The sequence below is a fragment of the Xanthomonas sp. WHRI 7065 genome (genome assembly GCF_040203115.2).
Classification (GTDB): Bacteria; Pseudomonadota; Gammaproteobacteria; order Xanthomonadales; family Xanthomonadaceae; genus Xanthomonas; species Xanthomonas arboricola.
On the sequence record NZ_CP168194.1, the window covers coordinates 4,008,523 to 4,023,335 of the forward strand.

Annotated in this window: 9 protein-coding genes; 3 read left to right on the forward strand and 6 right to left on the reverse strand. The window is 67.0% G+C overall.

Annotated features, from left to right (window positions below; genetic code table 11):
* Positions 1–474 precede the first annotated feature (474 nt).
* On the reverse strand, positions 475–1,791 hold the full coding sequence (gene waaA, locus ABQY64_RS16690) for a lipid IV(A) 3-deoxy-D-manno-octulosonic acid transferase (RefSeq protein ID WP_349779458.1): 1,317 nt from the start codon (positions 1,789–1,791) through the stop codon (positions 475–477).
* A gap of 76 nt (positions 1,792–1,867) precedes the next feature.
* Between waaA and ABQY64_RS16695 the strand changes: the two genes are divergently transcribed.
* On the forward strand, positions 1,868–2,788 hold the full coding sequence (locus tag ABQY64_RS16695) for an LpxL/LpxP family Kdo(2)-lipid IV(A) lauroyl/palmitoleoyl acyltransferase (RefSeq protein WP_349779457.1): 921 nt from the start codon (positions 1,868–1,870) through the stop codon (positions 2,786–2,788).
* A 61-nt stretch (positions 2,789–2,849) separates the two neighbouring features.
* Here the strand turns inward: ABQY64_RS16695 and ABQY64_RS16700 are convergent, their stop codons facing one another.
* The 3 genes from ABQY64_RS16700 to ABQY64_RS16710 are packed head-to-tail and all read right to left on the reverse strand — an operon-like array spanning position 2,850 to position 5,485.
* Positions 2,850–4,184 carry an O-antigen ligase gene (locus ABQY64_RS16700; protein WP_349779456.1) on the reverse strand — a complete coding sequence of 445 codons (1,335 nt, stop codon included), beginning with the start codon at positions 4,182–4,184 and terminating at the stop codon, positions 2,850–2,852.
* Complete coding sequence (locus tag ABQY64_RS16705; RefSeq protein ID WP_065048254.1) at positions 4,165–5,277, reverse strand: glycosyltransferase; 1,113 nt, start codon at positions 5,275–5,277, stop codon at positions 4,165–4,167. Before ABQY64_RS16705 ends, ABQY64_RS16700 begins: the two co-directional genes overlap by 20 nt.
* Before the next feature lie 10 nt (positions 5,278–5,287).
* The gene (locus ABQY64_RS16710) at positions 5,288–5,485 is read right to left on the reverse strand and encodes a zinc-finger domain-containing protein (protein WP_016902555.1); all 198 of its coding nucleotides are present in this window, start codon (positions 5,483–5,485) and stop codon (positions 5,288–5,290) included.
* A gap of 319 nt (positions 5,486–5,804) precedes the next feature.
* On the opposite strand from ABQY64_RS16710, the gene ABQY64_RS16715 reads away from it, so the two are divergent.
* Entirely contained in the window at positions 5,805–9,167 is a 3,363-nt protein-coding gene (locus ABQY64_RS16715; RefSeq protein ID WP_349779455.1) for a GH92 family glycosyl hydrolase, read from the forward strand.
* Positions 9,168–9,487: 320 nt separating this feature from the next.
* Here ABQY64_RS16715 and ABQY64_RS16720 read toward each other — a convergent pair whose 3' ends face one another.
* Together ABQY64_RS16720 and ABQY64_RS16725 are read right to left on the reverse strand one after the other, a co-directional pair.
* Entirely contained in the window at positions 9,488–11,797 is a 2,310-nt protein-coding gene (locus ABQY64_RS16720) for an NADP-dependent malic enzyme (RefSeq protein WP_349779454.1), read from the reverse strand.
* A 198-nt stretch (positions 11,798–11,995) separates the two neighbouring features.
* The gene (locus ABQY64_RS16725; RefSeq protein WP_349779453.1) at positions 11,996–13,342 is read right to left on the reverse strand and encodes a dicarboxylate/amino acid:cation symporter; all 1,347 of its coding nucleotides are present in this window, start codon (positions 13,340–13,342) and stop codon (positions 11,996–11,998) included.
* A 286-nt stretch (positions 13,343–13,628) separates the two neighbouring features.
* Here ABQY64_RS16725 and ABQY64_RS16730 point away from each other — a divergent pair, with 286 nt between their 5' ends.
* Positions 13,629–14,801: a porin gene (locus ABQY64_RS16730; RefSeq protein WP_349779452.1), complete on the forward strand. Its 1,173-nt coding sequence runs from the start codon at positions 13,629–13,631 to the stop codon at positions 14,799–14,801.
* Positions 14,802–14,813: the final 12 nt, after the last annotated feature.

The window sequence follows — 14,813 nt, forward strand, 5'->3', positions numbered from 1 at the left end:
ATTAGCAGCTGATCTGCGACTTGGCTGCAGGGCCCTTGCCCGCCCACCATCGCGGAACACGCTGCAAGTACGTCCCTGTAAGCTATTACGCGGCCTCCATGCCGCGTCAGGTCCCGCGACGGTGAGCGGGCAAGGACCAGTCGAGATGGTCGGTGTGCAGGTTTGCAAGCAATTTCAACAAAGCAACCGGCTAACTCTCTGGTGCGGTGTCCTCGCCGGTTGCGGGACCGTGCGGCGGCATGGATGCTGCCACCGAGCCTCCACGGACGGATTCACGGCGTGTCCCGCGAGCAGCGAGGACACCGCACGCTGGAACAATGCGGCTTGAGACTCTCCAGATGACGCCCAAAGCGGCTGATAACACGACTGCGCGATCGCCACGTCCTGTTGACACTTCAAGGCCGTTGGATGACGCGCATTAGCGTGACTGCGGCAGGATCACTGCAACGCTGCAGCGCAGGCGCAGTGACATCCTCAGGACGCCGCGCCCTCGCTTACCACCGGTGGCAGGTCCGGCGCGATCTGCACCAGCGTCCGCGCCACCGCGCCCTTGCCATTGGCGACCAAGGCGAGCCCTGCTGCGGCCATCGCCTCGCGCTGGGCAGGGTCGCCGAGCAGGCGTGCAAGATCGTGGTAGACGCTGTCGGCATCGTCGCAGATGGCCACCGCATCGGCCTCGCGCATGCGCCGCGAAATCTCCGAGAAATTGTGCAGATGCGGGCCGGTGACTGCCGGCGTGCCGACTGCTGCCGGTTCGAGCAGATTGTGCCCGCCGATCGGTTGCAGGCTGCCGCCGACGAAGGCGACCTGCGCGCAGGCGTAGAAGCTCATCAGCTCGCCCAGGGTATCGATGACGAATACCTTGTCGCGCGCCTGCGGCCATTGCTGGCTCTTGCGCGTGGACACGGCCCAGCCACGCTCGCGCGCCACGGCCTCGACCTTGGGAAAGCGCTCCGGGTGGCGCGGCGCCCATAACATCAGCAGATCAGGAAACTGCAGCAGCAGGCGCGCATGGATGTCGGCCACGGCCGCTTCCTCGCCTTCGTGCGTGCTGGCGGCAATCCACACCGGCCGCGTTGCCGGCACATGCGTATGGAACTGCGCGACCAGCGCCTGCAACTGCGCAGGCGCGGCGATATCGAATTTGAGATTGCCCAGTGCGATCACCTGGTCGGGCCGCGCACCCAGCGTGATGAAGCGTTCGGCATCGTCGTGCGACTGCGCCGCCACGCAGGTGACGCTGCGCAGCGCGCGGCTGATCAACGGCGCCAGCAGGCGATAGCCACGCAGCGAGCGCGCCGACAGCCGCGCATTGAGGATATACGCCGGAATTCTGCGGTCGCGGCAGCCGAACAACATGTTCGGCCACAGTTCGGTTTCCAGGATCAACGCCAGGCGCGGGCGGAAATGCTCCAGGAACCGGCCGACGCTGCCAGGTACGTCATAGGGCAGATACACGTGGTCCACCGCATCGCCCCAGACCGCGCGCACGCGCTCGGAGCCGGTGGGGGTGATGGTGGTGATGACCCAGCGAATATCCGGACGCTGCGCGCGCAAGGCGTTGACCAGCGGCGCAGCGGCATTGACCTCGCCCACCGACACCGCATGCACCCATACGCGCGGGCGACCGCAGGCATGCGTGTAGGAGGCATAGCGCTCGTTCCAGCGGTTGAAGTATTCGCGCACGCGAAAACCGCGCCACACCAGGTGGTACACCGTCACCGGCAGCAACAGGTACAACAGCGCCGAGTACAGTCCGCGCAACAGCCATTCGATCGGGTCTTTCCTCATCGCTGCAGGATACGGGAGCGTTGCGGCGTGCGCATGTGCACGCCGACGCGCGTGCGTGATCCCTTAGAATTGACGCATGTCCGAACCCGCCAACGTCGCTGTCCGCCCTTCCCTGCGCAACCCCAGGCACTGGCCGATGTATCTGGCCCTTGCCGTCATGGTGATCGCCGGGCGCCTGCCGTGGACACTGCAGCGCGCGCTCGGCCGTGGCGTGGGCTGGATCGCGATGCGCCTGGCCGGCACGCGTCGGCGCGCTGCCGAGGTCAACCTCACGCTATGTTTTCCCGAACAGGACGATGCCTGGCGGGCGCGGCTGTTGCGCGACAGTTTCGATGCGCTGGGCGTGGGCCTGTTTGAATTCGCACGTGCCTGGTGGGGCAGCATCGATGTCATCCGGCCGGGTGTGCAGGTCGAAGGGCTGGAACATCTGCACCGTCTGCAGGAACAAAAGCGCGGCGTGTTGCTGGTGTCCGGCCACTTCATGACGCTGGAGATGTGCGGGCGGCTGCTATGCGATTACGTGCCGCTGGCCGGCATGTACCGCAGGCATCGCAATCCGGTGTTCGAGTGGGCGGTCAAGCGCGGGCGGCTGCGCTATGCCACGCACATGTTCGCCAACGAGGATCTGCGCGCCACCATCAAGCACCTCAAGCGCGGCGGTTTCCTGTGGTACGCGCCGGATCAGGACATGCGCGGCAAGGACACGGTGTTCGTGCCGTTCTTCGGGCATCCGGCCTCCACCATCACCGCCACCCACCAGTTGGCGCGGCTGACCGGCTGCGCGGTGGTGCCGTACTTCCATCGGCGCGAAGGTGGCCGCTACATCCTCAAGATCGCACCGCCGCTGGCAGACATCCCTTCCGACGATGTGATCGCCGATACCGCGCAGGTCAATGCGGCGATCGAGGACATGGTGCGCGAGGCGCCGGACCAGTACCTGTGGATCCATCGGCGCTTCAAGCGCCAGCCGGGCGGGCGCAGCGAATTCTATCGCTGATGTCGGCGGGCCTCATGCCTGCGCTGCATGCAGCCGCAGCAGCGCAAGGACGTGCGGCAAGTCAGCGCGGCAGGGGCTGATCTGCGTCGTCGTTGAGCAAGGCACCGGCATACAGGCCGGCCAGCATCAGGCTCAGCCCGCCCCAGAAGCTGGAATAGAACGCCAGATGCGTATTGAGCGGGAACACGGTTGCCACCAGCGCGATCATTGCCGGGCGTGCCTGCGCGCGCGCGGCCAGGCTGGAGTAGCGCCACGCGCGCCAGGCCTGGGCCGCACCGGCCAGCCACAGCAGCAAGCCGATCACCCCGGTTTCGGCCAGGATTTCCAGCACGATCTGGTGCGCATGGAAGGCCGGCCCGTCGCCCCATGCCGGCGCCTGCGCAGGGGCCGGATTGCAGGCCGGGTACGCCTGCCGAAATCCGCGTGCGCCCACGCCATTGAGCGGATGCGCGCGGATCATGCACAGCGCCGCGCCCCAGATCTGCGCACGCCCGGACAGGGCCTGGTCGACGCCCTGCTCGCCGTCGCCGAAGGCCAGGGCGGTGCGCTGGATCCGCTCGCGCGCCTGCGGCGCCACCGCCACCACGCCGGCCGCCAGCAGCGCGCCGATCAGCGCCACTCCCAGCAGACGACGGCCACCCAGCAACTGCCAGCCGGACAGCAGCACGATCACGCCGTAGGTGATCCACGACGCCCGCGAACCGGCCAGCACCAACACCACCCCGACCGCCGCCGCAGCGCCTGCCCAGGCCCAGGCATGGCGCCGCCCCAGCGCCAGTAACAGGAAAGGCGACAGGCTGGCCAGGGTCTGGCCGAACTTGAGGTTGCACGGCCCCAGCACGCCGCTGAGGCGGTCGACCAGGGCCAGCTCCTGCGGCGTGCACAGGCCGTGCCCGCTGATCAGCTGCTTGATCTGATCCAGGCCGAAGAACAACGGGCTGTTGCCGAACGCAGCCTGCAGCAGCGCATCCAGCGTCCACACCGCGCCGATCACCGCCAGGCCGGTGAAGGTGCGCTGACGCCGCTGCGCATTGGCCACCGCGATCGCGCACAACCACATGAAAGGCAGATAGCGCAGATCGGTGGCCGACTTGCGCAGCGCGCGCCCCACGTCCACCGCATCGAACGCCGACAGCATCTGCGGCAACCAGTACGCGAAGAACAACACACTGGTCAGCGCCCAGGCCGCACCGCTGAGCAGCCGGGTGCCGCCGCGGAACCGCGCATGCAGCAGGCGATACGCCGCAAACAGCGCGCCCAGCGACAACACCGTCTCGGCCAGCCCGGGCGTGGGCCACAGCGCCACGAACAGGATCACCCACAGCGGCGCCCAGCGACCGGCATCGGGCGTCAGCACGGACGCGGGAGGGATGGCCTCAGCGGCGGAGTTCGTCATAGACCTTCAGGGTGGCCGCTTGCATGGCCTGCAACGTATAGGGAAGCACGGCGGGCGCTGTCGGCGCCTGCTGCAGCAAATGAAGCGCCTGGGTGCGCAAGGCAGCGGCATCGAAGGCCGGTACCGCGCCGCCGGGTTGCAATTCGGCCAGCAGCTCGCCGACGCCGCCATGCGCCCACCCCAGCACTGGCCGGCCTACCGATAAGGCCTCCACCACGGTGCGGCCGAAGGCCTCGGGTTTGCGCGACAGCTGCAGCACCAGATCGCTGGCGGCATAGGCCTCGGCGATGCGTGCGGTGGGTTCGGTGAAGGCGACCGCCTCGGCCACGCCCAGTCTGGTGGCCTCGGCTTCCAGCTCGCGCAGATAGGCCTCGCGGCCGAGCTCGCGCGCGCCCGGCAGCCACAACCAGGCCGGCACGCCGGCAGCGCGTACGTCGGCAAGCAGTTGCAGACCGTCGGCATGCCCCTTCAGGCGGGTGCCGCGCCCGGGCAGCAGCAGCAGTGGTGCATCGGCCGGCAGGCCGGACAGCATGCCCTGTGCCCAGGTGCGCGCGCGGCGATCCGGATGCGGGCGACGCGGAAACTGCGCGATATCGACACCGCGCGGTATCGTGCGCAAGCGCGCGCTGTCGGTCTGCGGATAGTGCGTGCAGACGTACTCGCGCACCGTCTGCGAAACGCAGATCACCCGCTCGCCGTAGGTCATCACCGCGCTGTAGCGGCTGGGCGAGTTGAGCCCGTGCACGGTGGTGACAAAGCGCGGCCGCGTGGCTGGCGGCATGCCGCGCAACGCGTACCAGCCCAGCCAGGCCGGCAGGCGCGAACGCGCATGCACGATGTCGGCGCCCAGTTCGGCGAACAGCCGGCGCAGGCCGATCACATGGCGCAAGGTCAGCAGCGACTTGCGCCCGATGTCCAGGGTCAGATGTTCGCCGCCCGCCTCCAGCAGCGGCTGGACCAGGCGACCGCCGGCCGACACCACCACCGCGCGGTGGCCGGCGCGCACCAGCGCAGCAGCGATTTCCAGGGTGGAGCGCTCGACGCCGCCGGACTGCAGCGCCGGCAGCAGTTGCACCACGGTCAGGCGGTGCATCCGGCCAGGATCAGTCGGCGAGCACGAACAGCGCGCCGCAGTACGGGCACTTGGCTTCGCAGTTGGGCTCGTCTTCGATCGGCAGGTATACGCGCGGATGCGAGTTCCACAACGCCATCTGCGGCGTCGGGCAGCTCAGCGGCAGATCGCTGCGATGCACGGTGTAGCGCGATTCGGCATTGGCGGGCGCGGTGGCGGTCTGGCTCATGGCGGCACGATCGTAGAGGCAAAGGCAGAGCGCGGATTCTAGCAGCCTGCGTGGTGATCGGCCCATTGAGCGGGCGACGCCGGTTTGGGTGGCGATGGTCTCGGCGCCAGCGCGGGCGCCGGCAACCTCGAGAGATGCGGCAGGTCCGGCAGGGCTGCGACCTTGCCGGTCCGGCAGCGCCAGACCACCCCACACGGACATCGCGCTTATCATCGCCTGACCATGGCGCACCGCCCCGCGCCTGCGCCCCGTGTCCGGATCGCACGCAGCACTCGACCGGACCTGCCCTGCGGTATCGCACCCAAGGAGACATCGCCACGTGACCTCGTCTGTTGTGCTGTTGCACCCGCGTGAGCTGTGGCTCCGGCTGGTTGTCGCCTTGGGCTGCGCTGCGCCGCTGTCGGTGAGCGCGGCAATTGAGTTTTCGAGTTCGTTCGAGCCCGGGCAACCGTTGCCGGTGAGCGCGGCGGCAGGCGATGTGCAGATTGCCATCGGCACCGGCCCGGCCGCGCCGTATGCGGCCAAGCCCAACGCCGGCTACAGCGGTGCGCATGCATTGCGGTATCAAAGTCATGCTGCAGGTGGGCGGCGCACCTTGTTTACCGCCGATGTGCCGATCGGTGCCGATACGACGCTGTCGTGGCTGGTATTGCCGGAGAGTGTGGGCGGCGAGCATGTGGCGTCGACCTACGTGTCCCTGGATCTGCTGCTGGACGACGGCACGCGCGTGTCTGCCAGCGCTGCGCGGGATCAGCATGGCGTCGCGCTAGCTGCGCAGGCGCAAGGCGAGTCGAAGACGCTGTATCCGCAGCAATGGGCGCGCAAGGCGGTGCGGCTGGGCGACGTGCCCGGCCTGCGTGGCCGCCGTGTGCGTGCGATCGAGCTGGACGTTGCGCCACCCGCAGGCGCGAGCAGTGCCGGTTGGATCGACGATATCGCGCTTGCCGAGGTACCGTTGACGCCGGCAACGCGTCCGTCGGATTGGGTGCTGACCACGCGCGGCACGCAGTCCAATGGCACGTTCTCGCGCGGCAATAATTTCCCTGCAACGGCCGTGCCGCATGGCTTCAACTTCTGGACGCCGGTGACCGATGCGGGCACGCTGACCTGGCTGTATCGCTGGAACGAACACAACGATGCGGACAATCGCCCGCGCCTGCAGGCGTTGTCGCTCAGCCATCAGCCCAGCCCGTGGATGGGCGACCGCCAGACCTTTCAGGTGATGCCGTCGTTGGCCGCGGGCGTGCCGCCAGCCGATCGCAAACAGCGTGCACTGGCGTTTTCGCATGCCAATGAAACTGCGCGCCCCTATCGCTACGCGCTGCAGTTGGACAACGGGATCCAGGCCGAGATCGCACCGACCGACCATGCCGCGCTGTTCCGCTTTCGCTTCCCGGCGCAGGGCGATGCCAATCTGGTGTTCGACAATGTGGACGCGCGCGGCGGATTGCGCCTGGATGCAGCAACACAGACGCTCTCCGGCTACACCGATGTGCGTAGCGGGCTATCGACCGGGGCCACGCGCATGTATGTCTATGCCAGCTTCGACACGCCGTGGAAAACCAGCGGCCTGAGCGACACCGGCCGGCCCACCGGCTGGATCAAGTTTGATGCCGGCAGCACCCGGCAGGTGCAGATGCGTATTGCCACCTCGCTGATCTCGCTGGATCAGGCCAGGCACAACCTGGCCCTGGAAATCGCGCCGCAGGCAACATTCGAGCAGGTTGCCGCGCGTGCGCAGGACGCCTGGGATGCGTTGCTGGGACGCCTGGAGGTGCCCGATGCCACCGTCGACCAGAAGACCACGCTGTACTCCAACCTGTACCGCCTGCACCTGTATCCCAACTCCGGCCATGAGAACGTCGGCAGCGCCAGCGCACCGGACTGGCGTTACGCCAGCCAGAGCAGCTGGTCGGACGACAACATCGATGGCAGCGCGGTGCGCAGCTTTGCGCCGATCCGCGATGGCCGGGTCTATGTCAACAACGGCTTGTGGGACACCTTTCGCACCGCGTGGCCGGCGTACGCCTTGTTCGCGCCCGACGATGCCGGTGCGCTGGTGCAAGGCTTTCTGGAGCAGTCGCGCGCGGGCGGCTGGGTGGCGCGCTGGTCGTCGCCCGGGTATGCCGATCTGATGGTCGGCACCAGTTCCGACGTGGCCTTTGCCGATGCCTGGCTCAAGGGCGTGCAGGGCTTCGATCCGCTCGAGGCGTATGTTGCCGCACGCAAGAACGCCACCGTGGTGGCGCCCGACAGGCACGTCGGCCGCAAGGGCATGGCGCGTTCGACCTTTCGCGGTTATGCCGATACCGACACCCACGAAGGCATGTCGTGGTCGATGGAAGGCGCGCTCAACGACTTCGGTATTGCCAACATGGCCGATGCGCTGGCCACGCAGGCGAAAACAGCCACGGCGCGCGAGCGTTACGCGACCGAGGCGTTGTATTTCCGTCACCGCGCGGCGGGCTATTCGGCATTGTTCGATCCGGCGATCGGGTTCTTCCAGGGCCGCACCCCGGACGGCAACTGGCGCGTGGACGCGGCACGGTACGATCCGCGTGTCTGGGGCCACGATTACACCGAGTCCAGCGGCTGGACGTTTGCGTTCACCGCACCGCACGATGGGCAAGGCCTGGCCGCGTTGTATGGAGGACGCGCCGGTCTGGCAGCGAAGCTGGATACGTTCTTCGCCACCCCCGAGACCGCCGAGGCCAGGTTCGCCGGCTCTTACGGCTCCACCATTCACGAGATGACCGAAGCGCGCGACGTGCGCATGGGCATGTACGCGCACAGCAACCAGACCGCGCACCATATCCCGTGGATGTACCTGTACGCCGGGCAGCCGTGGAAGACGCAACGCCTGACCCGCGAGATCCTGGCGCGCCTGTACCTGGGCAGCGAAATCGGCCAGGGCTATCCCGGCGATGAGGACAACGGCGAAATGTCAGCGTGGTATCTGTTCGCAGCACTGGGGCTGTATCCGTTGCGCATGGGCACGCCGGACTATGTGATCGGCTCGCCGCTGTTCAAGCAGGCCAGCCTGCGCTTGCCCAACGGCCGGACGCTGACGGTCAATGCACCGCAGAATTCGCCGCAAAACGTGTACGTGCAATCGCTCAAGGTCAACGGCAAGCCCTGGCGCAAGACCTGGTTGCCGCATGCAGACATCGCCAGGGGTGCGACGCTGGACTTCGTCATGGGACCGACGCCCTCGCGCTGGGGCACCGGGCCGGACGATGCGCCGCCATCGCTGACACCTGCGGGTGAACGCCCTGCCCCGTTGCGCGATGTGCTCGGAGATACGGCGCGCATCACGTTGGCCGATGGTGGCGATGTCGCGGCACTGCATGACGACGATGCGGGGACGGTCGCTGCAGTTGCATCGGCATCGACACTGACGTTCAGCGGCATGGCGCGCGGCACGCCGACGCTCTACACCCTGACCAGCGGCAACGCGGTGATTACGGCGAGCGGATGGACGCTCGAAGCGCGTATGGCTTCTGGTGCGTGGAAGGTGGTCGATCAGCGCCGCGAGGAAACGTTTGACTGGCCATTGCAGACGCGGCCGTTTCGCATTGCCTCCCCGGGTGCGTATGCCGAGTATCGGCTGCGATTCAGCGCGCCTGCGAAACTGCAGCTGGCGGAGATCGAGTTGTTGGGGGTGGAGCCTGCGGTGCGTTGAGGCGCGGGTCTCGCATCGCTGATTGCGCTGCTTTCTGCAGGCAGGTGACTGCAGGATGCAGGCACCCGCTCACGCAATCGACGGATTCGCACGGGTGCTGCAGGAGCGGGGTTTCACTGCAACGTCAGCAGCGCTGGTGAACCGCCCTCTCCCCCCCCCCGCTCCGCGCCCCGGCCCGCGCTTGCGGCGCGGGCACTTCAAGGCGCGCGTGCCGGTGGCGCGCAAGCAGTACCTTGTCGCCCCGATGGGAGAGGGGCGTTGGCGCGGCACGTGGGGTGCCACTAGCGATCGGTCTTTGATGTTTTCCCGGTGGGGAAATCTCAACCGCTATTTTTTTCGCTGGCGTTCTTCTCGGCATCGCGCTGCCGGCGGATCTGCGCATCCACCGCCGCGATCGCGGTCATGTTCATCACCCGGCGCGAGGTGGCGCTGGTGGTGAGGATGTGCACCGGCTTGGAGATGCCCATCAGGATCGGGCCGATCGCCACGCCGTCGGTGAACACGCGCACCAGGTTGTAGGCGATGTTGGCCGCCTCCAGGTTCGGCAGCACGAACAGGTTGGCGCGGCCCTTGAGCGTGCTGTTGGGCATGATCTGCTTGCGCAGCGCCTCGTCCCAGGCGGTGTCGCCCTGCATTTCGCCGTCGATGTTGAGCTCGGGCTTGCGCTTGAGCAGGGCTTCGCGCACTTGGCGCATCTTCAGCGCATCGCGCGAGTCGTGGCTGCCGAAGTTGGAGTGCGACAGCAGCGCGACGTTGGGCTCGATGCCGAACAGCTTCAGGCGGTACGCAGCCTGCAGCGTCGCTTCGACCACCTGCTCCACGGTCGGGTCTTCCTGCACGTGCGTGTCCAGGAAGAAGAACACGCCCAGCTGGTTGATCACGCCGGTCATCGCCGAGGTGGAGCTCACCCGCGGCTCCAGCGGAATCACGCTGCGTGCGTAGCCCAGCTTCTTGTGGAAGCGGCCGACCACGCCGGACAGCATCGCATCGGCTTCGCCACGCGCCACCATCACCGCGGCGATCAGGGTCGGACGCGAGCGCATCAGTTCCTTGGCGGCGGTGACGGTCACGCCGCGACGCTCGGTGAGCGCGTGGTAGTACTGCCAGTATTCGTTGAAGCGGGGATCGTCGAGGATGTTGGTGATCTCGAAGTCCACCCCGGCGGTCAGGCGCAGGCCCATGCGCTCGATGCGCGCCTCGATGACGTCCGGGCGGCCGATCAGGATCGGGAACGCCAGGCCTTCGTCGACCACGTTCTGCACTGCGCGCAGCACCACTTCCTCTTCGCCCTCGGCATACACCACGCGCTGCTTGTCGGCGCGCGCGCGGTCGTACACCGGCTTCATCATCAGGCTGGTGCGGTAGACGAACTGGCCGAGCTTGTCGCGGTAGGCCTCCATGTCGGTGATCGGGCGCGTGGCCACGCCCGAATCCATCGCCGCCTGCGCAACCGCCGAAGACAGCTCCACCAGCAGGCGCGGGTCCAGCGGACGCGGAATCAGGTATTCCGGGCCGAAGCTCGGGGTCTCGCCGCCGTAGGCCGCGCCCAGGTCGGAGGCCTCGCGCCGCGCCATCGCCGCAATCGCCTTGACGCAGGCGATCTTCATTTCCTCGTTGATGCCGGTGGCACCCACGTCCAGCGCGCCGCGGAACAGATACGGGAAGCACAGCACGTTGTTGATCTGGTTCGGGTAGTCCGAACGGCCGGTGCCGATGATGCAGTCCGGACGCACCGCCTTGGCCGCTTCCGGGGTGATTTCCGGGTTGGGATTGGCCAGCGCGAAGATCACCGGTTGGCGCGCCATGCTGGCGACCATCTCCGGCTTGAGGATGCCGGCCGCCGACAGGCCCAGGAAGATGTCCGCGCCCTCGACGATCTCGGCCAGGGTGCGCTTGTCGGTGTCGCGCGCGTAGCGCTGCTTGTCCGGGTCCAGGTCGGTACGGCCGGTGTGGATCACGCCGTCGCGGTCCAGTGCCAGGATGTTTTCCGGCTTCAGGCCCAGCGAGACCAGCATGTTGACGCAGGAGATGCCGGCCGCGCCCATGCCGGTGGTGGCCAGCTTGACCTCTTCGATCTTCTTGCCGGTGACCACCAGCGCGTTGAGCACCGCGGCGCCGACGATGATCGCGGTGCCATGCTGGTCGTCATGGAACACCGGGATGTTCATGCGCTCGCGCAGCTTGCGCTCGACGATGAAGCACTCCGGCGCCTTGATGTCTTCCAGATTGATGCCGCCGAAGGTCGGCTCCAGGCTGGCGATGATGTCCACCAGCTTGTCCGGGTCGTTCTCGTTGATCTCGATGTCGAACACGTCGATGCCGGCGAACTTCTGGAACAGCACGCCCTTGCCTTCCATCACCGGCTTGGAGGCCAGCGGACCGATGTTGCCCAGGCCCAGCACGGCGGTGCCGTTGGTGATCACCGCCACCAGATTACCGCGCGCGGTGAGCTCGCTGGCCTGGGTGGGTTCCTCGACGATCGCCTCGCAGGCGAAGGCCACGCCCGGCGAATACGCCAGCGACAGATCGCGCTGGGTCAGCATCGGCTTGGTCGCGGTGACCTTGATCTTGCCGGCCGGCTGCTGGCGGTGGTAGTCGAGGGCGGCCTGTTTGAAGTCGTCGTTGGACATCGGCTGTGTGGGTCTCGAAGGCGCAGGAGGGCTGAATTCTACCCTTCTGCCTGAACAAGGGCCTGTCGCGCAGCTGTCGGCGTGGCAGGAAGATCGCAGGCTGCAGCGCGTCGTGCGTTGCGGCCAGTGTGGGCTGGAAGCGGAAACGGCCCTGCACCCCGCCGGCAGCGCCGACGGACTACAGGGCCGTAGGAAGCATCAGCGTGCGCTGATCGGGGCGACGACGTCGGTCGAGGCCACCGGTGCCTGCAGCGGCGGCGAGCCGCCATCCAGCATCAGCTTGAGCTGGTCACGGTCCAGCGCATTTTCCCAACGCGACACCACCACGGTGGCGACCGCGTTGCCGATGAAGTTGGTCAGCGAGCGGCACTCGCTCATGAAGCGGTCCACGCCCAGGATCAGCGCCATGCCGGCCACCGGCACGTCCGGCACCACCGACAGCGTGGCGGCCAGGGTGATGAAGCCGGCGCCGGTCACGCCGGCCGCGCCCTTGGAGCTGAGCATTGCCACCGCCAGCAGGGTGATCTGCTGGCCCAGGCTCAGGTCCACATTGGTGGCCTGGGCGATGAACAACGCGGCCAGGGTCATGTAGATGTTGGTGCCATCCAGATTGAACGAGTAGCCGGTCGGCACCACCAGGCCCACCACCGACTTCTCGCAGCCGGCCTTTTCCATCTTCTCCATCAGCGAAGGCAGTGCCGACTCCGACGAGGAGGTCCCCAGCACCAGCAGCAGTTCGGCCTTGAGGTAGCGGATCAGCTTGAGCACCGAAAAGCCGCACAACCGGCACACGATGCCCAGGATCACCAGCACGAAGAACAGCGAGGTCAGGTAAAACGACCCCACCAGCCAGGCCAGATTGACCAGCGATTCCACCCCGTACTTGCCGATGGTGAAGGCGATTGCACCGAACGCGCCGATCGGCGCGGCCTTCATCAGCATGTGCACCAGGCGGAACACCGGCGCGGTCAGCGCTTCCAGGAAGCTCAGCACCGGGCGGCCACGCTCGCCGACCAGGGCCAGCGCGATCCCGAACAGCACAGCCACGAACAGCACCTGCAGGATGTTGCCATCGACGAACGCGCTGACCAGCGTGGCCGGGATGATGTCCATCAGGAAGCCGACCAGGCTCAGCTCGTGCGACTTCTGCACGTAGGTGTTGACCGCGCTCTGATCCAGCTCGGCCGGGTTGATGTTCATGCCGGCGCCGGGCTGCACCACGTGCGCCACGATCATGCCCACGATCAACGCCAGCGTGGAGAAGAACAGGAAGTAGGTCATCGACTTGGCGAAGACCCGGCCCACCGTCTTGAGGTGGGTCATGCCGGCGATGCCGGTGACGATGGTCAGGAAGATCACCGGGGCGATGATCATCTTCACCAGCTTGATGAAGGCATCGCCCAGCGGCTTCAGGCTTTCGGCGAAGGCCGGCTCGAAGTGGCCCAGCAGGGCACCCAGGACGATCGCCACCACCACCTGGAAATACAGCTGACGGTAAAACGGGACGGGCGCCGGCAAGGGGCCGGCAGGCTTGCTGATGTGCATGACGCCACTCCGAGGGAACATAGAGGGTGCCTGAGCAGGTACCCGGTGCGGGCATTCTGGCCGTACGTCACAGCCCGAGCCGATAGCCCATTGGTACTACGCACTGTCCCCGGGCTGAACGTCGCCTTACACTTCAGCCGCGCCACCACCGGCCGTTAATTCCGTTTAACGCAGACACCGATTCCTGTGTTGTTGGCCGTCCGGAACCTGCGCGCTTGCTGAAGCTGTTCAGTGCGACCGCCATGGCAGGACGCCCGGCCCCTTCTCCTTGCCGAAGACCACACCTATGCGCCTCAATCCGCTCGTTCTCGCGTTGGCCATCGCCGCCGCGCCCGCTGCCGCCAATGCGGCCACCTCGCTGGAAAACTGGCCCACCAAATACACCTTCGGGGATGGCACCGAGCTCGGCCTGACCGGCAACTATGCCTACGACGACAACAACTTCTCCGGCGACGACCGCCTGGAAGACCGCACCGACTTCCGCCGCAAGGAATTCGGCGCCACCCTCAAGAAGAAGGGCGTCTACGACGCCATGGTGTATTTCGACTTCGAGTCCAAGCTGTGGCTGGACGTGTTCTTCCGCGTCGAGACCAAGACGCTGTTCGGCCAGGATTACGGTCGCGTGCGGATGGGCTACATGAAGGTGCCGGTGGGTCTGGAAGCGGTGCAGAGCTCGCGTGCGGGCAGCTTCATGGAACTGGGCCTGCCGATCCAGGCGGTGTTCCAGGGCCGTCGCACCGGCGTGGAATGGACGCTGGAGCGCCAGCAGTACCTGCTGCAGGCCGGCGCCTACGGCGGCAAGGACCTGCAGGGCGACAACCCGGGCACCACCCAGGCCGTGCATGCCGCCTGGACCCCGTTCAAGGCCGAAGGCAACGTGCTGCACCTGGGCCTGGCCGGTTCGGTGGAAAACCCGCGCGGCTTCAGCGACGGCCGCGGCGTGTCGTTCAGCCCGCGCGTGCGCCTGCGTGCTCGCCCGGAAGCCGGCCTGACCGACGTGCGCCTGATCGACACCGGCACCATTCTCGATGTGGACCACGTGATCCGCGCTGGCGTGGAAGCGGTGTGGATCCACGGCCCGTTCTCGCTGCAGAGCGAAGCGCTGCGCGCCGAAGTGGCGCGTAACGACAACCTGCCGCATTACATCGCGCAGGGCCAATACCTCTATGGCACCTGGACACTGACCGGCGAGTCGCGCAGTTATGCCGGCGGCGTACCGGGCAACATCAAGCCGGCGCACGATTACGGCGCGGTCGAGCTGACCGCTCGCTACAGCCGCCTGGATCTGGAAGACAACCGCGTCAGCGGCGGCCGCCAGCACGACACCACCATCGGCGCCAACTGGTACCTCACCAGCCACTTCAAGATGCAGGCCAACTACAGCTGGGTGGATGCCACGCGCAACGGCGTGCATGAAACCCCGCATGTGATGGAGCTGCGCGCGCAGGTGCAGTTCTAAGCCTTATCGCGC